Here is a 22185-nt window from a genome sequence, read left to right on the forward strand (position 1 = left end):
GCCTGAGAAACTAATGTATTAGTATTCTTGGGCTCTTTTTAACTTTTAAAGTTTGATGTTGGCTCTTCGAGTATATAAAATTCCCAGTGAATAGATTAGCCCACTGGGGATTCTATAGTTTCTCGATATCTTAATAACTCATCTAATAAGAAAAACAGAACTGAGATTACAAGTGAAAACACTACAAGGAATCATAAAGAAATAACTGGTAAAAACCAAAAACTATATGCAAAGAAAATGCGAAAAAAATCTTCCCTCTCTAGCTTATTTTGTTAAAAGTTCAATAAATATGAAGTTCTAATGTAAGGCAAAATGGTTGAACTTTCGCGGAATGAAGCCAATGAAGATTTTCTTGAGTAAAATCTATAATATGGATAAAATAGGTATAACTGGATGGTGTTTTCTTATAATTATTCTAAATTTATTTGTAGGGGGGAATGGAAAAAAATGCGTCTTCTTCTAAAAGCTTTGGTGTTGATGTTGGGCTTAGCCGGTTGCTCCTTTGAAATGGAAAAAGGCGTCAATAAAGAAAAGCTAACTGAAAAAGAGGCTCTTAAAAAGGGGGAAGTGGTCGTTTACCATAAAAGCGATGATTTTAATCAAATTGTATCCGGGGAGATGGAGTATAAAAACTTTACAAAGTTGCTTTATTTTGTAAATGATGTGCAAGCGGGCAAAAAAGGAGCCCTTACCATCACCATTGTGGATGAAAATGGTGATACAGCTGCAACAACCTCACTAAAGACTGATGGAGAAAAGGTTGAGTTTGTAAATGATTATGAAGGCTATCAAAGTCCAAAGGGGAAATTCACCTGCGAGACATTGGTTATTTCACATGAAGGTCCTTTCACACAAGGGAACCCATCCTTAGATGGAATGGACTGTAAGGATGAAGAGGGAAAAGAGCATGTCTTGGTACTTGTCCAGCCTTTAACCCGGCAGGCGTTGGAGTCGGGCGGACAGGAGTAACGATCAGGGGGCGGGAGTGATGTTAAAAAGAACCGTGAAACTATTGATTGTTGTCTTGTTAATTCTTGTCATAGCGAGCTTTCCTGATGCACTGCAACCAAGAAGCGGAAATATCATCGTTTTAAAGCCGTATGTTTTCCTTGATAATATTCAGGCGTTTTTCAAAAACCTTTCGGACGGCTCACTTGGTACCTACAAGACTGGCAGCCAGCATAGAAGTATCGCAGCAGATGTCGGGGACAACGTCATGACCAGTTTTCTTCTTATGTTTACAAGCATGCTTGCCAGCGTAACCGTATCGTTGCTCGTTGGGGCGTTTTTTCCTCGCAGCCGGATTTCCAAAGCAGTTTATGCCATATTTGCCTTCCTTTCAGCCATACCGCAGTTCATTCTGATTATCTTCCTGATTTTTGGCGGTGTTTCCTTCTACAAACTGACAGGCTACCGGGTGATTACACTATCGATGGATAAAAGGTTTGCAGACTTTCTTTTCCCAGTATTCATTTTGTCCATTATATCGACTTCCTATTTATTGAAGCTAACAGTTGCAAAATATAATCAAATAGCCTCTGAAGATTATGTTCGCACAGGCTTATCAAAAGGTCTTTCAAAATCTTATTTAAGCCTGCACCACATCTTTAAAAATCTGCGTCCTTATTTTGTTGCAGACCTTAAAAAAACTCTCTCTTTGACAGCCGGAAGCTTATTCATTGTAGAATACTTGTTTAATATTCTCGGAGTGACCCGTTTTATTTTTGCCGACTATCTGTTTGCAGCGGTTGCTGTAGGTTTCTTGTCGATTGTCCTCATAACTATGTTTGTTTACTACTTCATTCTTTTGATACTATTCCTCTTTGAAAAAGGGTTTGTTTATGAGTAAAAAGTACAATCTTTCTTTCATTGCCGGAATCGTCGGTTTTCTTTTTTTGTTTCTGATTTCTGTTTGTGGTCCCTGGGTGGCCTCTCACTTCCTGACAGAAAAAATGGAAGTGGGAAGCATCCTTGTGGATGGAGAATATATGTTGAGGACTCCGCCGCTGAGCCCGTTTGAGTACAAGGATTTTTTGCTGGGGACTGATCGGTGGGGATATGACATCCTTTCAAAAATGCTGAACGGAGCAAGATATACATTTTTCGTCTCCTTGACAATCGCCGGACTGCGGACGGTGCTTGGTGGCCTTGCCGGCTTGTATTTAGGAATGAGGAGTTCCGTGCCGGCATGGTGGCTGGCCATTGAAGATGCGGCGAGCTATTTACCGGCGTTTTTAGTCGTTTATTTTATCCTTCTGCCCCTTAGCATGAATTCGCCGCTTACCATCGGTTATTTGGTCATCCTTCTCATCCTGCTTGTAACGGGGTTGGGGATACCGGCGGCCGCATCTTCAATCAGAAAAAAGACGAATGAAATTAAAAAGATGGACTTCATCGAGGCATCCAAATCTCTAGGTGCTGGTAAAAGCAGAATTCTATTCAAGCATATCATCCCGCAATTAAGGGATCCTATCGTTGTTTTATTTCTGACAGAAGTTGTGGCAGTGTTAACTTTGCTTGGAATCCTTGGTTTATTCAATATTTTTGTCGGTGGAACTGAGGTCCAATATGATGACGATAATATTATTTTTCTGTCTATAACGAACGACTGGGCCGGTTTAACAGGTCAAGCAAGAAGCAACCTTCAGTACAATAGATGGATTTTATTTATGCCATTGGTTGGATTGCTGCTAATGATAGGTTCTTTCAGTTTACTGGTAAGGGGTTGGAAACAGCGTATTGAAAATTTATATAAAAAACCCCCATGGATTTAACCTTCCAACCTGTAATTATGTAGATTTATAAGATTATTTCATTTAAAAGATAGGATTAAATGTAATTAAAGGCTACAGGTACAAAGCTCCTTAGACCCTGCAAAATATTTTTTTAACATGGAGCTGACAAAAAAACACTGTATAAAGGCCATAGATTATGCAAAAACGGCATTATTGTTAGAACGTTAGACTTTTAAAACCGTATTTTTTTCAGTCAAAGTTAGATTTTGAACTTATTGTAAAAATATATGAATATTTATTGATTTGAAAAATAATTAATTTACAGGAAGTGAACCACATATGAATAAATTTAGTGTTTTTTCACTAGCATCTTTAGTAATTTTCATTCTTTTATTTTTTACAATGTTGAGTGGTGTATCCTTTGGCAAATTAGGTAGATTGTTGATATTTTCTATGTTTTTATTCCCATTATTAGGGGCTTTCTTTGGACTGAAAGCTCAAAAAGGGGTATTAAAATGGCTACTAATCATTCTTAACGTAATTGCAGTTTGCGTAATAGGATACCTTTTATTGCTTGGTTTGAGCATTGGTGAAAGGTAAGGTAACGGGGACTCAATAGGAGATTAAGGCTCTTCGATTGTGACAAATAATAAGACCCTTGATATAGGGAACTCAAGGGTCTTGCCATATAAATAATTCTCTAATTATGAGTCCTTTCGAGGGCTAGCTTTATACCAAAACCTATCAGTATAGTACCTGTGATTCCTTCAATAAGATTTTGTGCTTTAGGTTTTTTCATAAAAGTACTAATTTGATTAATTAAATACACATAAAGTAAAAACCATATGGCAGTCAATAAAGTATAGGTCATACCCATCATGAGAAACGGTAGAAAGGTTTTGCTTCCAGAGTCCACGAATTGAGGCAAAAAAGTTAAGAAAAAGACAGCAACTTTTGGATTTAGGATATTGGTAAGGAATCCTTGTTTGAAACAAGATGTGTTTTTAAATTTGTTTTTTGTGTTCATCTCAAGGTTTAATGCTTCTTCCTTCTTCTTTAAAGACCACAGTGTCTTAACTCCGAGATAAATTAAGTAAACTGCACCAATGTATTTGAAGACAGAAAATAATAACGCTGATTTCACAATGATTGCTGATAGCCCTAGTACAGCAGCAGATGTATGGATAAATAGGGCACAACAAATACCTAAAGCCGTCTTAAGACCACCGATTCTCCCAACCGTGAGAGTATTTTTGGTAGTAATGGCAGTATCGGGACCAGGTAAAATAATAAGAAAAATACACATAAGGACAAAAAGATAAAAGTTTTCCATTTTGATTACCTCCTTTTTGACTGATAATTAGTCTGAATATTTGATTCTTACACTGTATTATACTTAAAGGGAGTTAGTAATTGAACATAAATTTTATATGATTTACTTGTTGAATTTACGTGTTCTTTGATCCAGGAAGGATTAACCCTTTTTTTGTTCTTGTTGAATTCCTTATTGAGCTGACGAGTAGTTTTGTATAGTAAGTATGTTTTTAGATTTGGGGGAAAATGATGTTTGTTAAAGTTTATCAGTACCATATTCAAAAAGATAAAACAGACGAATATTTAGCTATTCAAGAAAAAGCATCAAAAATTTACGGGAGATATATAGATTTTCATTCAATGTATCTGAATAGCAAGGTTGATGCCACGAAATGGATAGAAATCTCGAGATATAAAGATGAAGATGAGTACCAAAAAAGTATTGATATGATTAATGAACAGGAAGAAATACAAGAACTTTTTAAAGCATTCCAATCTCTCTTGGTTACCGACAAGAGTGAAATTAGTGAAGAAGACTTTATAGAGAAGAAAGAAATATATACTTTTTAGGAACTGTTCTTCATACAGGTGCAATTGGTCCAAAAAGGATTTCGTACTCTTTTGTTTAATTTTTTTGAACAAACGGGACAGGTTAGCTTAATAAATAAGGAAAAATTGAGGTGTGTGTATGTATGTCCCTGAATAGCTATATGAGTGAGAATTTCCCCAACTTAATCCTAAGGCCACCTTTGTTTTACAATTGGCATATTGGTATACGGTTTCAACTCGGAATTGAGTGGACTCGAGACTATGATTATGAAAGCAATCCTTATTTAAATGGAGTTTATAAAAGGGCTGTATCTTTATTTAAATCCTTACATTCTCAAGATGAGGAAATTTTTATTGTGGTAGATGTTAATGATTTTGGTGATGGAAAACCTTATAAGAACAGAAGGAGGATTATTTCTCCATATGTTTATAGAAGAACAGTCCTATATAAAATGAAGCATACGGAAATGCCTTATATTTTCCCTGAAGACGATGAAGACGGAAAATATAAAACACACAGATTTACTCTCGAATGCAAAGTATCTGAAATCAAATACATCCCATTATTAAAAGCAATATGCAATCAAGATTTAGGAATCCAACCAAGTGTTTTTCATAGGATATATTTAATAAACATTAAAAGGGGAACGATTTTTCACGTTTATGATGGCAGGGGATGTGATTTACTTGCTGCGTCTCCTAAATCCATAAGTGATATTTATAAAATATACAACGATTGGATATTAGATTACGACAGGGCTGAAATAGATAAGGTATTTAACTAATAGCATTTTCTTATTAATTGACTAACGGAGCAGGTTTGTTGAAGAAGGTGAAAAATAATTAGTGAGAAAATTATTAGGTGGTAATTATTCATTATTTGGAAAGATTATTTAAGCAGTATTTCAAAAGAGTGTCTGTTTAAAGCACCCGCAACTGAAACTGAGATATTGTCAGTTAAAAGGGAATTAAACATTGATTTGCCTAAAAGGTTAGCTGAATTATACAGTGAAACAAATGGTGTATACGGTAACTACGGAATTTCTTTGATTTGGTCAACAGAACAGATGATAAAAGAAAATAAGTTCTTTTGGTCTTTGCACGAATATAGGGATTTCATAAAGCCTTTGGACACTTTTTTATTTTTCTCCGATGCAGGCAATGGTGATTTATTTGGATATTTAATGGAAAACGGAACTATTCAGAATGAAAATATTTATGTATGGAATCATGAGGATGATAGTCGAAGGATAATTGCGTCATCGTTAAAAGATTTTATTAAAGGCTGGATTAACGGGGAAATATCTGTCTGAATCAATTCTCCTTCTTAAACTAAAGTGGTCTTAAGCCAAGAATAATTGATAACTCTTTTCTATTTAGGCGAAACTAGGAAAGAGGTGATTTTATTTTGAAAATAGTGGGTCTACTCCTTTTTACAATATTCTTTTTTAATTTGGGATCATTTGAAGTCCAAGCTCAACTTAAAAAATGTCCGGTGTTAAGTGAATTAGAGCAAACATCCTCCAAGGACAGAAAAGAGGTAATTGAAGCATTAAAGATATTAATACTAAAAACTTATGGAACAGGAATAGATGATTTGCCAGACATATACACTAAATGGAATGTAGTAACTGCCAAACCTTTCCCTGAAACAGGTGGAAATAAAGAAGAAGAAGCTTATTTTGGAATGGCAAAGACCTTTTGTGGCAAGGAAATTGCCGAAATGTCGTGGCTTGTACGTTTAGATTTCCCAAAAGCACCTGGAGCTAACTTAGCCCAAGGTCAAATATTTTTAGCAAAAAGTAAGGAAAAAGGATGGTTTGTTTGGTTTCAGTATCATTAAGTTTAACCATTTCTTGTTAAGCTAATGAGTGCGTTGATCCAAGGAGGATTAACGCATTTTTTGTAGAAGTCTTTATTCAACATAAGAAGCATTTACTTTAAGAGTTGTTGTTAATCTTAATTGCGGTTTAACTTATCTAAGAGAAAAAAATTCTGTTTTGAAAGGGGGGATTAAATGAAAACGCTATATAAATCGACGCAAAACAAACAATTATCTGGTGTTTTAGGTGGCTTAAGTGAACAATATAATATTGATGTTAGTATACTTCGAATAATAACTGTATTATCTGGATTTTTTACGGGTGGGATAACATGGTTAATTTATTTTGTAGCTGCAATAGTTATGCCAAATGATAAAGATTTAGAGAATTAAATATTGGAGCAAATTTCCACTTTAATAAACGGGTGCGTTGATCCAGGAAGGATTAACCACCTTTTTTGTTGAATCTTTTTATTGAACAATCGAGGCAGGTTTTATTTCAAAAAGGAAAAGCGAAAGCAGATTATGAATAGTTAAAGGGGAAATAAATGCGGGAGTTGATGGGGAGATGCCAATAAATTTTAAAAACTTTCGAATCATTGAAGTGTCTAAAGATAAGGTTGGAAGATACATTAAATTGGGTGTTCAACTTCTAGACGGAGATTGTATAATTCGGTGGGATTTAGATGAGTTTACTTATAAGCAAATAAAGGAAATTGTATCTAAAAAGCATTTTGATTCACTTGCAATAGACTATCTATATGAGATTGTTCCCTATGTTTCTACTTACCAAGAGAAACCCAAGAGCCAACCTTATTATAGAGGAGCAATTAGATGTATCCAAGGAAATCGTGTAGCACGGATTGAATTCCCTTGTTCCGAACGATTTGCTGGAAATATGGAATGGTTCAGAAAAGAAGTTAAAAAAGTGGAAGATATAAAGCATTTAGTTTGGGAGAATTTTCTTAAATGAAATCTGTATATTTGGCGAAATAAAAAGGTTTGTGAATAACTATTCTGTATTTAACTGGGAGGGCTTTTTTCCAAGAAGGATTAAGGCACATTTTTGTTGAATTCCTTATTATGCTAAGGGCAGGATTGTAGCAGATGGAACTACCATTTCAATAATAGAATATACAAACTGCTTCGAGGTGTAGAAGATTCTATATATACCAATATAGATTATGTTTTTTCTAATAAAACTCAAGATACAATATTTTGATAAAGGGTGTGTAGTTATTAAAGCGATCATATTTGATTTCGATGGTACTCTTGCTGATACTTTGCCAGTTTGTTTCTATGCGTTTCAAGCTGTATTTAAGGAGTTTGATAACATTGAAATTAATCCAGATGAAATCAAGGCAATGTTCGGTCCATCTGAGACTGGAATCATAAGAGAAAATCTTATGGACTCAAATCTTGATAAAGCAATTGAATTATATTATGAGAAGTATAGTGAGAAGCATCAAGACCTTGTTAATAAGAATGAGGAGATTAACGACTTACTACTGCTATTAAAAAGAGAAGGTTATAAATTGGGGATTGTAACAGGAAAAGCTAGCAGAAGTTTGCTTATCTCTTTAGATTGCCTTAATATGAATGACTTATTTGATGTGATTATCACTGGTGATGATGTTTCTATTCCAAAACCTCATCCAGAAGGATTGATCAAGGCATTGGCACAGCTTAACATAAAAAACACCGATGCAATTTTTTTAGGAGATAGTGATGCTGACATTTTGGCTGGTAAACAAGCTAATGTACATACTATCGGAGTACAGTGGTTGCCAAATTATCAGACATTAGAATTTGGGGTTCAACCAGATCAAATGTTAAGTAACATAAATGAATTCATACAAGCGCTAAAAAAATTGCATGTGTGAACAACAGTAACGTATGTAATTTTTTGCCTTAATCAACTAAGCGGTCGATGATCCAGGAAGGATTTCGGCCCTTTTTAGTTTAATGAACAAACGGGGAGGTTATTTGATCAAGGAAATCAAGGAACTAAATATGCTATTAGCTTTATTTATTCAATATACATCTAGTTGGGAATCAGGACCTTCAAATGATGTCCAAATCTTAATTGCTATAGGGTTCATTACTACAGTGGTAGGATTTTTCTTAAAAAAATAATAAGGTGCGGTAATATATAGATTATTAGTAACGGTGCAATGCTGTGTTGTACTTAACTATAGGCAGGATTATTTAAAAACATATAGTGCCAAATAAAAAGAGACAATGTAACAAGCTGCCTCTTTTTGTATGGTTAAGAATTATTAATCTCTTCTAGTGAAATGATTTTATGTTTTAATTCTGAATTCATATCTAAAACACCTATGACAATTCGATTATCTTCCGTGATAGTTATGTATCTGAAATAAAATTCACCAGAAATCAACAAATCGGTATCATTCGTGGTTTTTTCCATTTTAGCAAATACATCTACAGTGTATTGAAGGTGGAAAAAATCATTCTCCAATCCTTTGCTTAAGCCCCCAACCCAGGTATACAGAACTTCTTTCAGTGTGATTTGTTCAATCACCGATAATTCTTTCTTGAATTTTAACTTATCTACTGTAATGCTTTTCATCTTCCATCACTCCTTAACGAGTATTAATTGTATACAATGAAGATTTCATCATGAATGCTTTTACTTAACAATCAGTTTACAGTTTAGTTACTAACCTAGTATCGAACAAATACAATTTAACTAACGGTGCCTTGTTACAGTTATGATTTCCCCTTTTTGGTTTGAAACCCATTATTAAACAAACGGGGCAGTTTAGTTGTAGAAGGATGACACTAAACTCATAATTTTCTCGTCTTTTGAATGGAGGGGATTTTATGTTAAGTAAAAAAACAGTCTCATTAGTGGTAGCTAGCCTTTTAGTTATGATTGTAGGTTGCTCGAACAATGATACTAAAAAGAGCGATGGGGTAAAGGTAGCCAACGGTGAGGAAATTACTGGTCCTGGTGTTGAGGGGTACGTTAAAAATCAAACATCTGACAGGAGACCTTTACTTGAAGTGACAAAGGACCACCAAGTATTTAATACAGGTTCGTTAGTATCAGTTGGGGTCGATGATGAAACGTTGTTAAACAAATTAGAAGAAGGTCAGAATGTAACAGTTTGGTATGGTGGACCTATTCTTGAATCAAATCCACCCAAAATCAAAGGGTTAAAGATTGAAATCAAAGAGAGTAAGAATTAAAGGAAATAGCCATTTTAAAGCAAATGGGTGCGGTAATCAAGGAAGGATTAAGCGCTATTTTGATTGAATTCCTTATTGAACAAACGGGGCAGGTTAATTTAATTTATTGTTGAAAAACAACTGGATATAAATTACAATGTTCATACACATAGAAATTCTATGTATATACTTTTGCGATGTAGTTGCAAAACCGATAAAAAATTATTAAAAAGGGGTGGCAGTGTGAAGAAAAAAAGGTTTTTGCCAATTACAATTTTATTAATTATTTTGATATCTGCTTGTACACATTATCCCAGTACTCCAATTGCACCAAAAGAGAATAGTATGGTTATCAATATAAAAAACAATAGTAATTTTGATTTTTATGGAATTCAAGTCCATATTTTGAACTATTTAGAAACAGGTATAAATGGGAATAATTCTAAAATCGAAAAAGGAGATTTACTAAGTTTTGAATTACTCGAAAAAGATATGGCCTTAAATGGAGAAGTTGAAATGTATGTTGAAATCCTGGGAAGCAATTCCAGAGGAAAAAGTAAATATAATGTGCCGAATAACAAAAAGGTGACACTCGAATTAGATAATAAAAAAGAAGTGTTCTTTGAGATTACTGGAGATTCGATAAGGCAAGCTGATTTAAAGAGAGTAAAATAATATTGTGAAGAAAACCACTTAAACTATACAAAACCCAGTTGAGGTGTTTCCAATTAAAATAAATTAGGCTGCGATCACTTTCCTCTATAACAACTGGGGGACAGGCCCCGTTGCTTTATAGTTGCACAGCAGCGGGGGCTGTCCCTGTCACTTTTAAAGTGGTGGTGTTCAGGCTTTCTTTTTTGTCGGGTATCCAATAAGGATCGCAATGATTCCGCAGATCCCTATGAGGATTGGATAGAAAGAGTATTGAAGGATGCTCACTGGCGATATACCGGCTATACTTGCAGCTGCCAGCAATTGGGCTCCGTATGGCAGTAGGCCTTGGACCGTACAGGAGAAAATATCTAATATACTTGCAGCCTTTCGCGGCTCAATTCCATACTGATCAGCAATATTTTTTGCGAGCGGGCCGGTAATTAAAATAGCAATCGTATTATTGGCCGTCGATAAATCAGTTAGGCCCACAAGACCAGCAATGCTAAATTCGGCACCCTTTTTCGATTTAATCTTTCGTGTCGTAAGGTGAAGCAGATAGTCAATTCCGCCGTTAAATTTAATTACCTCCACCATTCCAGCTATTAATATCGCAAGAAAGGCCATTTCATACATGCCTGCCATTCCTTCGCCAATCTTTTCTAAAAGGCTCATTAAATGATAGCTGCCATCCGCTAAGCCAACAGCCCCGGCGAGACTAATTCCTAATGCAAGAACAAGGAAAACATTCATTCCGACTAATGCAAAAATAATAACCAAAAGATAAGGAACAATTTTTACCCAACTGTAGCTTAAATACTCGACTTGTGCCGATTCACCCATTGTTATAGCCCCTAAAATAATGCCTGTTACAATAGCTGCCGGCAACACAATCCAAAAATTCACCTTAAATTTATCCTTCATCTGTGCGCCTTGTGAACGAACGGCAGTAATCGTTGTATCTGAAATAAAGGATAAATTGTCGCCAAACATCGAGCCGCCAATGATCGCCCCCATTATTAAGGCCAGGGAAAAATCGGTATGCCCACTGATTCCAACTCCAATTGGCGCTAGAGCAACAATCGTTCCCACCGATGTACCCATTGACAGGGAAATAAAGCAGGCAATGATGAACAAGCCTACAACAAGCAGGTTTTGCGGAACGAACGATAAAGCAAGGTTAACAGTGGAGTCCACTGCTCCCATGCCTTTTGCTACCTCTGAAAAGGCCCCGGCCAAGAGAAAAATAACAACCATCAGCATGACATTTAAATTACCTGCGCCTTGGCAGAAAATATCAACCTTTCGCGCAAACGGTTCTTTTCGATTCATCGCCAGAGCCACAGCACCCGAAATGGCAATGGCTACAATGACAGGAAACGCATAAAAATCACCTGTAATAACACTTGAACCAATAAATAAAATCAAAAAAACAACAAATGGGATCAATGCCCATGGATTTCCTTTCTTCATTGTTCCACCTCCAAAAATTAAAATGGGACACGTCTTTTGTCCATGATTTGCCCGTAAAAAAGGCCTCATCTTGAAACAACAAGAAGAGGCCTTATATCTATAAAACACTCCTCTTATCTATCAAGTCTTTGCTTGCTGGATTTGGCACAGAAACTTAATCACTAAGTTCCGCTGCCGAGATCTCATCGGGCCAGTCCCTCCATCTCTCTTGATAAGAAGAAAAAAATATTAATTTTTTGTCACAGTAAGTAAAAGATTACATGAATAACATTACTATATCAATAAAATTTTTATGGTTATTTTTTGCTTCTTATTAGCAGGTTATATGAGGACTAAAGAATCTAGCTTAACAAAGGAGGTTGGTATATTCAAACTTTGATGAGAAAGCATTGTAAAAACGTTCCGTATAAAGGCTTTTGGAACCCTTTTAGTTTGTTTTAACTTCACTATTTAATCAAGGAAGGTTACCGTATATTTTATCAATAAACAGCGTAAAACCCCTAACTTCAGTTATGGAGATGTAAGCTGTATTTTTTTGAAATAAGGTATGTATTTCTAAGTATTGGTCTGTCTATTTTGGTATAATTAGGATAAGTGGTAGAACTGATGTTCTAGGGAAGTGAATACAAATGGCTGAAAAACGTATAAAACTAAAAGAAAAAAAGAAGAAAGAAATTCAAGGAGATATCGTTGTTAAAAAGTTTCCTTTGCGTTTAACCACTGAAGAAAGAAAGTTGGTAAATTCCCTCCGCATGGAGGCAGCGAGGCTTTGGAATGATATTCTCGACCTGCATTGGTGGCTGTATGATGTCTATAAAGTATGGTCAACTGCTTCTCAGAAGAAAAAATGGGTTAACGCCCACACGCATCATCTCCATGCACAAACGATTCAAGCGATCATCGAACTGCATGAAGAAACGTGTGAGAGAACTAGGGAACTCCGGGCAAAAGGAGAAAAAAAGTGGCGTTATCCGTGGAAATACAAACGTTTCTTTTCTGTAAAATACAAAAAATCAGCCATCAAATTAGACGGAAACATCCTTGTTTTTAGTAATGGCAGGAGCCAGTCAAAATTGGCATTGCCAAAACCGAAACATATTTGTTTTGAAACGATTAAAAGTGCTGAGATTGTATGGCATAAAAACGAATACTGGATGCATCTTGCCGTGGAGGAACAAAAACAGGAAAGAATCAAAGGCAAGGACAAAGCGGGATGTGATTTAGGTCTCATTCATGCGGCTACCTTAAGCAACGGGAAAAACCATCTCATCATCACAGGGAAAGAACTGCGTTCCTTGACTCGGTACCGAAATAAAAGATTACGGGAATTTTCAAAACGGATTGATAGAAAGAAAAAGGGTTTCAATGCTCGATATAAATTGATTTTACGTAAACGCCGTTTCCTCGAAAAAATGGAACGAAAAATCGACTATCAAGAGCATTGTATTTCCAGAATGGTGGAAGACTGGTGCGTTGAAAACCACATTCATACCTTGTATATCGGCACCCCGGATGGCGTTCAAAAAAACACAAAAAAGAAGAAGAAATCCAGAAAAGAAATTCGGCAACAACTATCAAATTGGAGTTTTGGCAGGCTGACTGATAAGATAAAATACAAATTGAAGCTCCGTGGAATCAAGGTTGAAGTGGTGGAAGAATCGTATACATCCGGCACATGTCCTTCCTGTGGGGAATTCAGGAAGCAGGAATACCGTAATTTCCAATGTACATGCGGTGCTAAAGGACACCGGGATGTGGTGGGAGCTGTCAATATACTAGACAAATCCATCAATAGTGAAATAACAAAAGACCGTCTGCTTCCTGAGTGGAAAGATACAAAGTATCGCCGAGTGAACCTTGTACCGATTGCCAGAAGCAAAAAGTATAAGCTAGCAGTGGCGTAGAGCCTATGATTGGGCTGCGGTATGTGGTTTTTACTTCATGTCGTAATGAACTGGAGAAGTCGTAAGACCTGGAATCTCCGGCTGAAGGGCAGCTTTGATGAAGGTTTAAAAAAGAATCCCCGGCATTTATGCATGGGGAGAAGTCAAGCTATGTTCGTGGTCCAGAGGGAATTATTTTAGAGTTGGCGGAGAAAATCAGTTAAATATTGAATGGGACTTTAAATGATTTAGAGCTTCAACTTTAAAGTTTTATTCTTAAACTATTGGGTGCGATGATCCAGGGAGGATTATCGCACCTTTTTGTTGAATTTCTTACTGGAAACGTTCAGCAATTTCTTATTCGACTTACGGGGCAGGTAGGTTTAACAAGCGGTCAGGATATTTATTGTGAAACCACAAAAGAGGGGTGATAGTTTGAATGTGAAGAAATGGGTTATTAGTAGTTCCATAATATTATTCGCCATACTTAGTGCCATATATTATTTTAGTGAGAATTATGTAAGAGAAGTTTCTTTATTTAAACAGACGGACTTTAATACAGTAAACAATAAAGAAAGTTGGGAATTATTTAGAAGCGAATTAAGTATTTCAAAAGAAAATTCTAAAATCGAAAATTTCCACTTAATTCTTGATAAAAAGAACACTATCTACTCAATTCAATTTGATTTAGTCGACAAAGATGATGATCAATATACAATTTATCATTATAGCGAATCAAAGGAAGAGAATAATATTAACATTAGCAAAAGTAAAGCGAATGAATGGCTACAATATGATAACTTGGTTTATGCTGATTATTTTTTTTCAGCCCTTGATACTTTAAAGCAAAAAGGTTTTTTTGATAGCAAGAAATTCGAATACAAATTAATCGTTTCATCTGGTTGGAATGAAGAGATAGAACTAGAAGGTGATCATTTTGTATTGACGAATAATAACATACGAAAAATCGGTAATGAAGGGTCTACAACAGTGTCATCAGGCTTTAACTTACAAGTAATAGGAAGTGACCGTTCTTCGAATTTTAGTACAGACATACTAACAACTAAATCTATTTTCATTGAAAATTATTTAGAGTAGCTCATTATTGAAATTAACTTCAACATTATGAGGAAGCTCAAGGCTTTTTAAGGCTCTGAGCTTTTTTTGTGCCATTTTCGCTACTAAAGTACTTGCTGATTCAAGAGAAAGTATCTGTACGCAAAGCACTGTTATTTCGAATTTTGTGCTTCCAATCTGACCCATAATTTAATAAGAGCAGGGGGGATTCTTTTTGATGAAAAAAATATGGGGAATTATTACAAATTTCGATCTTAGTGTTATAATAGTTTGAAAATATTGTTAAAATTGGAAGTGTTGTTGTGGTTGATAACATTTTAATAGAACCTGATGAATTAATAAGCAAAATAGAATATCTTAGAAATGAACTTATTAACACAGGGTTACAAAAAGGACTGACAAGCACGGAGGCAATCACTATTAGCCAAGAGTTAGATCAATATATAGTCGAATGCCAAAGGTGTTTTCCAGAGGTTCGTCATTGTGTTAATACATTATAGATATTACTTACCAGCCAGCTCTTTATTGTTTTTGCTGATGGGGTAGTTTGTAAAAAAGAAATTTTTTAAATGAACAGCAAATAAGTCTTATTGAGGAGAAGGGCATATGAAGTTTTTTATAGGGATTGTGCCACCAAAGGAATACAAGAGAAAAATAGTAGAATTCCAGACACGGTGGAAGAATAATTTACTTTCTGACCTGGTTGAACCTCATATTACGATAAAGTCACAAGGTGGCTTAACATCTAATAAAAACTGGCTAAGAGATGTTGAAAAGCTGTGTGAAGATACTGCACCATTTCAGTTGAAAATAAACACACCAGCCTTTTTCGATGATACTGTATTATTTTTACGTGTTGAAGCAAGAGGGATAAATGAGTTACATAGAAAAATTGTCAATGCTGTAAATCCAGAAAAAGACTTAATAAAAAAATATAGGGAATTAGATGATTACATCCCTCACCTAACGTTGGGGCAAACACATTACGGATTATCAAGTGAAGAATTAAAGGATATGGCTATTTTAGCGGAGGAAGAATTAAGCCCATATCCGGTATTTGATGTGAATTTTTTGAGGGGGTATCAAGAAATAGAGTCTAATAAATATAAGAAATTCATGGATATTAATCTAAAAGAGAAGTCATAGGAAAACGCAGATTTACCCTATAAGTAATTCTGAAGTAAGGAGCAGTTGTACTTGCAGTTCCTTGTTAGAGGTAAGGTATTATTCATCGAATAAATAGTCTTATAAGCCATCTAACCTACCTAAAAAACATTCTGGAACAATCCGATAAGAGGTTGTTCCTTTTTCCATTTATACTTTAGATTGCAGAAGGTCATAAAAATCTATTGTTTTTTCAAACCAGATGAAGGTTAGCTACGTCTATAATATGTGAGAGGGTGATAACAAGATGAATGGACTAAAACAACTGGCGGTGACAGATGAGAGTATGTTGGTTGAGAGAGAGCACATAATTGATGAATTAATGCAAGAATATAGCGATGATATCCTGCATCTCGTATATACATATGTTAAAAATCGAACGACAGCAGAAGATTTAACGCAGGAGATATTTTTAAAATGTTATGAAAAATTAAGTCAGTTTAATCAGCAGGCATCAATAAAAACGTGGCTATATCGTATTGCGAGTAATCATTGTAAGGACTACTTAAGAAGCTGGTATTATCGCAAAATAACGCTTAGCGATAAAATTTCGGATTATATACCTTCGAAAACAAAACAGGTTGAAGAGGAGATTATCGCGAATAGTGAAGAAAACATCTTAACAAATGCTGTCATGAATTTACCTCTAAAGTACAGAGAAGTAGTATTTCTGCATTATTATGAAGAACTGTCTTTAGCAGAAATAAGTAAGATTACGACAGTAAATATAAATACAATAAAAACTAGATTAAAGCGCGCGAAAGAATTATTAAAAGACAAGATGATCGAGGAGGTTTAGGAGATGAATGATCCATTTACTAACCTGAAGAGTTCGATGAAAAAATCAATTTTCAAGGATTTTTCCTTTTCCAATGAAAGAAAAAATGCGGTGAAAGAATCCATTCGTATGAGACAATCTCAATCACAATTTCATTCTTGGAAGATAGAAACCATCATAGCTATATTAGAATCGGTTCAGCATGAATCAAAGGATGGCTACAATATTTCTACCCAACTTTTTCAAAAAAATGAACGTACTTTCCAAAAGAATGAAGGGCAGCTTTATACACTTCTACATCTATTAGAAAATAAAGATATTCTTAATTCAAAATGGATAAACAAAAAGAAATATTACTCCTTAAATTCCAAAGGGAAAAAATACTTAGCTACCCATAAACAAGATAACTCAAAACTAGAGTTATCCCTTAATCACTTACTAGAGGAGGCGTCCTTATGAGTTCTCCCCAATTTGAAGAATTTTTAAGTAAAGTAATGTCCAAAGTGAAATCTAAGGAAGCCCACAACAAGATAAAAAAAGAGATTACTAATCATCTGCAAGAGTTGAGTCAATCTTACAAAAAGAGAGGATTTTCTCAAGAGGATGCAGATGAAAAGGCCATTCAAGAAATGGGAAATCCATTTACCATTGGCGAGAATTTAAATCCCCTCCATAAGCCAAAAATGGATTGGATTTTGATTATTTTATTCGTTATTTTTGCTGGTATTAGTTTTCTGCCATTAGTTGGTGGAGTTCCTGAACTTTACTTATCGAGTACCCGTTTTATGGGGTGGCAGGCGATTTTTTACACCCTGGCCGTACTTGTAATCATTGGAATCCTTTTCTTTGATTACCAAAAATTAAAGAACTGGTGGAAGTACTTTTATGCTATCGGCTTGCTGATTCATTTATATCTCCATTTCTTTGGAAATATGGTAGGCGGAGCAAAAAAGTGGATTTCCCTTTCAGTCGTGACGGTCGATGGAACCACGATGAGCTTGTTTTTCTTTTTTCTTGCTTGGGCTGGTATTTTTAACAAGATTAATGAGTTTCAAAGTTGGAAAAAACAAGGTCTCCTTTTTGTCTTGTTTTGGACTCCCATCTTGCTGTACATGATGGTGCCAAGCTTTATGATTATTATTATTTATTTTTTGTGTATAATTGGGATGTTTGCTTTTGCTCCAATCCAAAAGAAATTAGCTGTAAATCTGGCTATAACAAATCTATTGGCTGGTATCATTTTCATTATTATGTTCTACATGACCTTACGCCAAAGTTATTTGTTTACTAGATTATCTGCTTTTATAAACCCTAGTGCCGATTCAAGTGGAGCAGGATATTTGTATATATCGGTTAGGAAGGTCCTTTCAGAAGCGGGATGGTTCGGTAACGGACTTACCAACGAGTTAAATTTTCAAATGTTACCAGAAGCACATACAGATTTTGCTTTTCCCTTCCTCGTCTATTCTCTTGGTTGGGCCTTCGGATTCGTTCTTTGTTTGATCCTACTGATATTTATTTTAAGGATCTCAAAAAATGCGTTTAAAACAAAGGACCTCTATGGGAGATTGATCGTAATTGGTGGTGCTACATTATTTGCGGTTCCTACTGCCTGGAACATCTTGATGAGCTTTGGAGTCGTGCCGATAATGGGAGTTTCTCTGCCTTTTATTAGTTATGGAGGCAGTGCGATACTCTTTTACGCTGCTGTTTTAGGACTCATTTTAAATGTTTATCGTAGAAAAAATCTTGTAGAACCCACGATTGCAGATGAAATTAAAAGTTAAAGTCAAACATTTAAATGTTGATAAAAAGGGCGACAGCTAAATAATAGTTGTCGCCCTTCCCTTATTGAACTATCGGGTGCGTTGATCCAGCAGGATTTACGGCCTTTTTGTTGAATTCCTTATTAAACAAACGGGGCAGGTTAGTGGAAGAAGAACTTTGAATAATTACAATTTTTGGGGCATACCATATGTAAGAGGTGGTGTGTAAATGAGAAGTTTTCTCGAAATGGATGCTAAAAAATACCCTAAAATGCTTTTTGGGTCCTACGTAATTTTTTTATTGTGGATTAGTTTTATTGGAATCAGTATTTTTTATCCAATTAGACTCTACGGGAATTATGGGGATGTAGCACATAACCTGATACCATTTAGCTCAATCACAGCTTATTTTATCAATTTTAACCAGTATAATTTCAATACCTGGTTTTATAATACTTTCGGCAATATATTAGTATTTATACCATTGGGAATTTTTCTTCCACTTGTTTTCGACGCTATAAAACGTATAACACAAGTAATTATCTTTATATTTATGTGTAGCTTGACCATTGAAATATTGCAATATGTTACTTTGTTAGGCGTTTTTGATGTTGACGATATTATTTTGAATTTAATAGGCGGTATTTCAGGGTTTTTAATTACTATCCCGATTATAAAAATGAAAAAGAAAAGTTTGTAAAACTGAAGGGGCGTTGATCCAGGCAGGATTAACCGCCTTTTTTGTTGAATTTCTAATTGAACAAACGGGGCAGGTTAGTTCAAGAAGAATGTAATTAAAACATTTGGATAAAATATTTACAAAAAGTTTTTAAAGAGGTATTCAATGAAGAGAATAATGTTTCTATCCTTTTGTTTCTTTTTTATGACAACGTCAGCATCCAATGCAGATTATCGAACTAAAGCAACTAGAGAGAATCTTTTAGAAGATGCAGTAATAGACCTTTTACAGCCACAAATGTATGAAGCGGTTCAAAAGCATTATGGAACTACTTATCAAATAGCTTTTCAATGCCTAAGAGTAAAAAACATAAAAAAACTTGATCACCCAGGCTCTTGGCTATTTGAAGCCACCATTGAAGGAATGACTTATACAGAAGCCCATAATCCCCTTGATATATTTACAATTACCGTAAAGAAAGATTGGGAAGACTTAAAATGGGTACTAAAGGATTTTAAGGTTAGAAAATACAATCCAAAAGAAAAATATGAATGTAGAAGTCCTGCGTAAATTTGTTTTTGGTTTACTAACTTGCGTGTTGATCCTAGAAGGATTATCCTCCTTTTTTGTTTCAGTCTTAAATGAGCTAACGGTATCCCTGTATAAAAAGCAAAGTTTGTGAAGAAATCCACTTAAACAAACGGGTGCGTTGATCCAGGCAGGATTAACCGCCTTTTTTGTTGAATTCCTTATTAAACAAACGGGGCAGGTTGGTTGAACAAGAATACCATCACAATGATGGTGATATAAGGCAAAATTCAGTCAATAGATGACTAGAGAAGGGGAGAAATATTGTTGGAGAAACAATTTAAAAAAGCACATCGTTTTTGTAGACATAATAGAAAAGACTTAGAAAATGATACTATATGTGGATGCTTTTATTGTTTGAAAATATTTAATCCCAATGAAATTGATGAATGGTGGGACGACGATGACACAGCAGTTTGTCCTTATTGTGGAATTGATTCTGTAATTGGAGAGAGTTCTGGGTTTTCCATCACAGAACTGTTTCTAAAAGAAATGAATAAGGAATGGTTTTAGTGTTAAACCTGTTGTTTCACTAACGGGTGTGTTTCAAGCAGGATTCGCCACCATTTTTGTTGAAATCTTTATTAAACAAACGGGGCAGGATAGTTGAACAAGGATTATTTGTAGAACTTATTACTTAATACTTTTTTCTGAAAGGAGTACGTAGATGAGACAAATAATTGCTCTTGGTGGTGGTGGGTTTTCAATGGAACCAGATAATCCATTGTTATTTGTATATATTAAAACAAGCAAAGAAAGCTAAGCCACAAATTTGCTTTATCCCTACTGCAAGTGGAGATTCTGATAATTATATATCAAGGTATTATAACTTTTTTAATCAACAAGATTGTACACCATCCCATTTATCTTTATTTGAACCTCCGACAAGGGATCTTGAGAGCTTTATTTTAGAGAAAGACATTGTTTATGTTGGTGGAGGAAACACAAAAAACCTTTTAGCTTTGTGGAAAGAATGGGGGGTAGACGGTATTTTAAGAAAAGCGTGGAATCAAGGCGTTATTTTAGCTGGGTTAAGTGCGGGTTCCATTTGTTGGTTTGAAGAAGGGGTTACTGATTCGTATGGGGATGGACTTGAACCAATAAAATGTTTGGGTTTTTTAAAGGGGAGCAATTGTCCGCATTACGATGGAGAAATAGAAAGAAGACCTGCATATCACAAACTTATTGACTCAAAAAAAATACAATCAGGGGTTGCGACAGATAATGGGGTTGCTATTCATTACAAGGAACAAGGAATTAGTAAAATAGTTAGCTCAAGGCCTAACGCTAAGGCGTATAGTGTTTCCTTCGAAAAGAAGGTTATAGAGACAGAACTTCAAACAGAGTTTTTAGGTTCTTATTAAACTAACGGTTGCGTTGATCCAAGCAGGATTTAACGCCTTTTTTATTGAATTCCTTATTGTACAAACGGAGCAGTTTAGTTGAATAAGATATCCCGATTTGTAGGTGCAAAACAACCTCTTTACTTTATATCGCAAAATACGATACAATCGTAATTAGCGATATAAAGGAGTGATATTTTTGAACCGTAAAGTTTCCCTATTAAATCAATATTGGACAGATATTTATTTCCATTTACATTATCTCCATAAAGAAAAAATCTCACATCAAGTGGTCCGTATTCTTCAACTTGTTGATAAACAGGATGAGATAGGAGTAAATGAAATTGCATCATACATACAGGTTTCTCATAATACCGCCTCAGAACACGTTAAAAGATTGATTGAAAAGAACTATTTAATAAAGAGGAGAGATCCTCTTGATGAAAGAAAAGTGATTCTTTGTCTAACGGGTTTTGGCAAAGAAGTTTTACATAGAAATACTAGTTTAGATGAAGAAAAATTAGAACAAGTGTTGAATCAACTTGATGACAATGAAAAGAATTTAGTAGAACAAGCCCTAAAAATTTTAAGTGATCGTGCAAAACAATGTATGTGATAACGAAAATTATTGCTTCAGCAATCGTTATCGGTGTGGTGACAGAGATTTCAAGAAGATTTCCTTCATACGGAGGAATAATAGCTGCACTTCCTTTAGTAAGTTTACTAAGCATTATATGGCTGTATGTCCAAGGGGAGCAAACAGCAACGTTAAGCAAGTTTGCATTAGGGGTACTTTGGGGATTTCCTGCAACTGCTGTTTTGTTAGTAATCGTTTATATAGCCTTACAAAACTCCATTCATTTATTTATATCTATTGGTTTAGGAGTATGTGGCTGGTTGATATTTTTATTGATTCAAGATCTTGCTTTAAAATACATTAGAGTTCTGTTCTTTAACTAAAGGGTGCGTTAATTCAAGAAGGAATGATGAAATTATTGTACTACCGGGGCAGTTTATTTCAAGAATTCCTCAAGTGCATTATTGACAAAATATTTCGGTTATTCTGGAAACTTATGGTATAATATATTTGCCAATTAAAATAAAAAACAATTTGCAATCTTTAGTTGTAGTAATATTTACAATAAATACTAATAATTATGGATTAGGA

General features: G+C 35.0%; 29 protein-coding genes, 1 pseudogene and 1 riboswitch. Of the genes and pseudogenes, 27 read left to right on the top strand and 3 right to left on the bottom strand.

The window, feature by feature from the left end:
- Positions 1-477 precede the first annotated feature (477 nt).
- The 4 genes from D1B31_RS01415 (at position 478) to D1B31_RS01430 (ending at position 3335) form a co-directional block, all read left to right on the top strand.
- Positions 478-969 (top strand): DUF4362 domain-containing protein, encoded by a 492-nt coding sequence (locus D1B31_RS01415; protein ID WP_204562971.1) that lies wholly within the window; start codon positions 478-480, stop codon positions 967-969.
- A 19-nt stretch (positions 970-988) separates the two neighbouring features.
- Positions 989-1849 (top strand): ABC transporter permease subunit, encoded by an 861-nt coding sequence (locus D1B31_RS01420; protein ID WP_118918962.1) that lies wholly within the window; start codon positions 989-991, stop codon positions 1847-1849.
- Positions 1842-2774 carry an ABC transporter permease subunit gene (locus D1B31_RS01425; protein ID WP_118918963.1) on the top strand — a complete coding sequence of 311 codons (933 nt, stop codon included), beginning with the start codon at positions 1842-1844 and terminating at the stop codon, positions 2772-2774. Before D1B31_RS01420 ends, D1B31_RS01425 begins: the two co-directional genes overlap by 8 nt.
- A 300-nt stretch (positions 2775-3074) precedes the next feature.
- Positions 3075-3335 carry a hypothetical protein gene (locus D1B31_RS01430; protein ID WP_118918964.1) on the top strand — a complete coding sequence of 87 codons (261 nt, stop codon included), beginning with the start codon at positions 3075-3077 and terminating at the stop codon, positions 3333-3335.
- Positions 3336-3435: 100 nt separating this feature from the next.
- On the opposite strand, the gene D1B31_RS01435 is transcribed toward D1B31_RS01430, so the two are convergent.
- Positions 3436-4068 (bottom strand): LysE family translocator, encoded by a 633-nt coding sequence (locus D1B31_RS01435; protein WP_118918965.1) that lies wholly within the window; start codon positions 4066-4068, stop codon positions 3436-3438.
- 227 nt (positions 4069-4295) lie between these two features.
- Between D1B31_RS01435 and D1B31_RS01440 the strand changes: the two genes are divergently transcribed.
- The 8 genes from D1B31_RS01440 to D1B31_RS24695 all read left to right on the top strand — a co-directional run bounded on the left by D1B31_RS01440 (position 4296) and on the right by D1B31_RS24695 (position 8556).
- Positions 4296-4619 carry a hypothetical protein gene (locus D1B31_RS01440; RefSeq protein WP_240035111.1) on the top strand — a complete coding sequence of 108 codons (324 nt, stop codon included), beginning with the start codon at positions 4296-4298 and terminating at the stop codon, positions 4617-4619.
- Positions 4620-4759: 140 nt separating this feature from the next.
- Complete coding sequence (locus D1B31_RS01445; protein WP_118919213.1) at positions 4760-5383, top strand: DUF3885 domain-containing protein; 624 nt, start codon at positions 4760-4762, stop codon at positions 5381-5383.
- 132 nt (positions 5384-5515) lie between these two features.
- Positions 5516-5911, top strand: a complete 396-nt coding sequence (locus tag D1B31_RS01450) for an SMI1/KNR4 family protein (RefSeq protein WP_338036445.1) — start codon at positions 5516-5518, stop codon at positions 5909-5911.
- A gap of 104 nt (positions 5912-6015) precedes the next feature.
- Positions 6016-6441 (top strand): hypothetical protein, encoded by a 426-nt coding sequence (locus D1B31_RS01455; RefSeq protein ID WP_240035140.1) that lies wholly within the window; start codon positions 6016-6018, stop codon positions 6439-6441.
- Between the two features lie 174 nt (positions 6442-6615).
- Positions 6616-6813, top strand: coding sequence for a PspC domain-containing protein (locus D1B31_RS01460; protein ID WP_118918968.1), 198 nt, complete (start codon positions 6616-6618; stop codon positions 6811-6813).
- 175 nt (positions 6814-6988) lie between these two features.
- Positions 6989-7393 carry a hypothetical protein gene (locus tag D1B31_RS01465; protein ID WP_240035112.1) on the top strand — a complete coding sequence of 135 codons (405 nt, stop codon included), beginning with the start codon at positions 6989-6991 and terminating at the stop codon, positions 7391-7393.
- A gap of 211 nt (positions 7394-7604) precedes the next feature.
- Complete coding sequence (locus D1B31_RS01470) at positions 7605-8303, top strand: HAD family hydrolase (protein WP_118918969.1); 699 nt, start codon at positions 7605-7607, stop codon at positions 8301-8303.
- Positions 8304-8385: 82 nt separating this feature from the next.
- A complete protein-coding gene (locus D1B31_RS24695; RefSeq protein WP_204562973.1) occupies positions 8386-8556 on the top strand; it encodes a hypothetical protein in 171 nt (56 codons plus the stop codon).
- A 133-nt stretch (positions 8557-8689) separates the two neighbouring features.
- Here D1B31_RS24695 and D1B31_RS01475 read toward each other — a convergent pair whose 3' ends face one another.
- Positions 8690-9013, bottom strand: a complete 324-nt coding sequence (locus D1B31_RS01475) for a hypothetical protein (RefSeq protein ID WP_118918970.1) — start codon at positions 9011-9013, stop codon at positions 8690-8692.
- 254 nt (positions 9014-9267) lie between these two features.
- Between D1B31_RS01475 and D1B31_RS01480 the strand changes: the two genes are divergently transcribed.
- On the top strand, positions 9268-9636 hold the full coding sequence (locus D1B31_RS01480; RefSeq protein WP_118918971.1) for a DUF3221 domain-containing protein: 369 nt from the start codon (positions 9268-9270) through the stop codon (positions 9634-9636).
- 222 nt (positions 9637-9858) lie between these two features.
- Positions 9859-10290: a hypothetical protein gene (locus tag D1B31_RS01485; RefSeq protein ID WP_118918972.1), complete on the top strand. Its 432-nt coding sequence runs from the start codon at positions 9859-9861 to the stop codon at positions 10288-10290.
- A gap of 168 nt (positions 10291-10458) precedes the next feature.
- On the opposite strand, the gene D1B31_RS01490 is transcribed toward D1B31_RS01485, so the two are convergent.
- Positions 10459-11739: a Na+/H+ antiporter NhaC family protein gene (locus D1B31_RS01490; RefSeq protein ID WP_118918973.1), complete on the bottom strand. Its 1281-nt coding sequence runs from the start codon at positions 11737-11739 to the stop codon at positions 10459-10461.
- Between the two features lie 110 nt (positions 11740-11849).
- Positions 11850-11957: riboswitch (SAM riboswitch) on the bottom strand.
- A 411-nt stretch (positions 11958-12368) separates the two neighbouring features.
- On the opposite strand from D1B31_RS01490, the gene D1B31_RS01495 reads away from it, so the two are divergent.
- From D1B31_RS01495 to D1B31_RS01555, 13 genes and pseudogenes are all read left to right on the top strand, one after another.
- A complete protein-coding gene (locus tag D1B31_RS01495) occupies positions 12369-13643 on the top strand; it encodes an RNA-guided endonuclease InsQ/TnpB family protein (protein WP_118918974.1) in 1275 nt (424 codons plus the stop codon).
- Positions 13644-14057: 414 nt separating this feature from the next.
- Entirely contained in the window at positions 14058-14720 is a 663-nt protein-coding gene (locus D1B31_RS01500; RefSeq protein WP_118918975.1) for a hypothetical protein, read from the top strand.
- A 281-nt stretch (positions 14721-15001) separates the two neighbouring features.
- Entirely contained in the window at positions 15002-15199 is a 198-nt protein-coding gene (locus D1B31_RS01505) for an aspartyl-phosphate phosphatase Spo0E family protein (RefSeq protein WP_240035113.1), read from the top strand.
- A gap of 106 nt (positions 15200-15305) precedes the next feature.
- Positions 15306-15845, top strand: a complete 540-nt coding sequence (locus D1B31_RS01510; protein ID WP_118918976.1) for a 2'-5' RNA ligase family protein — start codon at positions 15306-15308, stop codon at positions 15843-15845.
- 265 nt (positions 15846-16110) lie between these two features.
- Positions 16111-16662 (top strand): sigma-70 family RNA polymerase sigma factor, encoded by a 552-nt coding sequence (locus tag D1B31_RS01515; protein ID WP_118918977.1) that lies wholly within the window; start codon positions 16111-16113, stop codon positions 16660-16662.
- A 3-nt stretch (positions 16663-16665) separates the two neighbouring features.
- Entirely contained in the window at positions 16666-17100 is a 435-nt protein-coding gene (locus D1B31_RS01520; protein ID WP_118918978.1) for a PadR family transcriptional regulator, read from the top strand.
- Positions 17097-18428: an FtsW/RodA/SpoVE family cell cycle protein gene (locus tag D1B31_RS01525; protein ID WP_118918979.1), complete on the top strand. Its 1332-nt coding sequence runs from the start codon at positions 17097-17099 to the stop codon at positions 18426-18428. The genes D1B31_RS01520 and D1B31_RS01525 overlap by 4 nt, the downstream gene beginning before the upstream one ends.
- Positions 18429-18636: 208 nt before the next feature.
- Positions 18637-19107 (top strand): VanZ family protein, encoded by a 471-nt coding sequence (locus D1B31_RS01530; protein WP_118918980.1) that lies wholly within the window; start codon positions 18637-18639, stop codon positions 19105-19107.
- 144 nt (positions 19108-19251) lie between these two features.
- On the top strand, positions 19252-19656 hold the full coding sequence (locus tag D1B31_RS01535) for a DUF3888 domain-containing protein (protein ID WP_118918981.1): 405 nt from the start codon (positions 19252-19254) through the stop codon (positions 19654-19656).
- Between the two features lie 285 nt (positions 19657-19941).
- Positions 19942-20187, top strand: coding sequence for a cytoplasmic protein (locus D1B31_RS01540; RefSeq protein WP_118918982.1), 246 nt, complete (start codon positions 19942-19944; stop codon positions 20185-20187).
- A gap of 154 nt (positions 20188-20341) precedes the next feature.
- Positions 20342-21038, top strand: a pseudogene (locus D1B31_RS01545) (Type 1 glutamine amidotransferase-like domain-containing protein).
- Between the two features lie 178 nt (positions 21039-21216).
- Positions 21217-21633 (top strand): MarR family winged helix-turn-helix transcriptional regulator, encoded by a 417-nt coding sequence (locus D1B31_RS01550; protein ID WP_118918983.1) that lies wholly within the window; start codon positions 21217-21219, stop codon positions 21631-21633.
- Entirely contained in the window at positions 21624-21977 is a 354-nt protein-coding gene (locus tag D1B31_RS01555; RefSeq protein WP_118918984.1) for a DUF3147 family protein, read from the top strand. Before D1B31_RS01550 ends, D1B31_RS01555 begins: the two co-directional genes overlap by 10 nt.
- Positions 21978-22185: the final 208 nt, after the last annotated feature.

Origin of the sequence: Neobacillus notoginsengisoli, assembly GCF_003515685.1 — a bacterium.
Lineage (GTDB): Bacteria > Bacillota > Bacilli > Bacillales > Cytobacillaceae > Bacillus_D > Bacillus_D notoginsengisoli.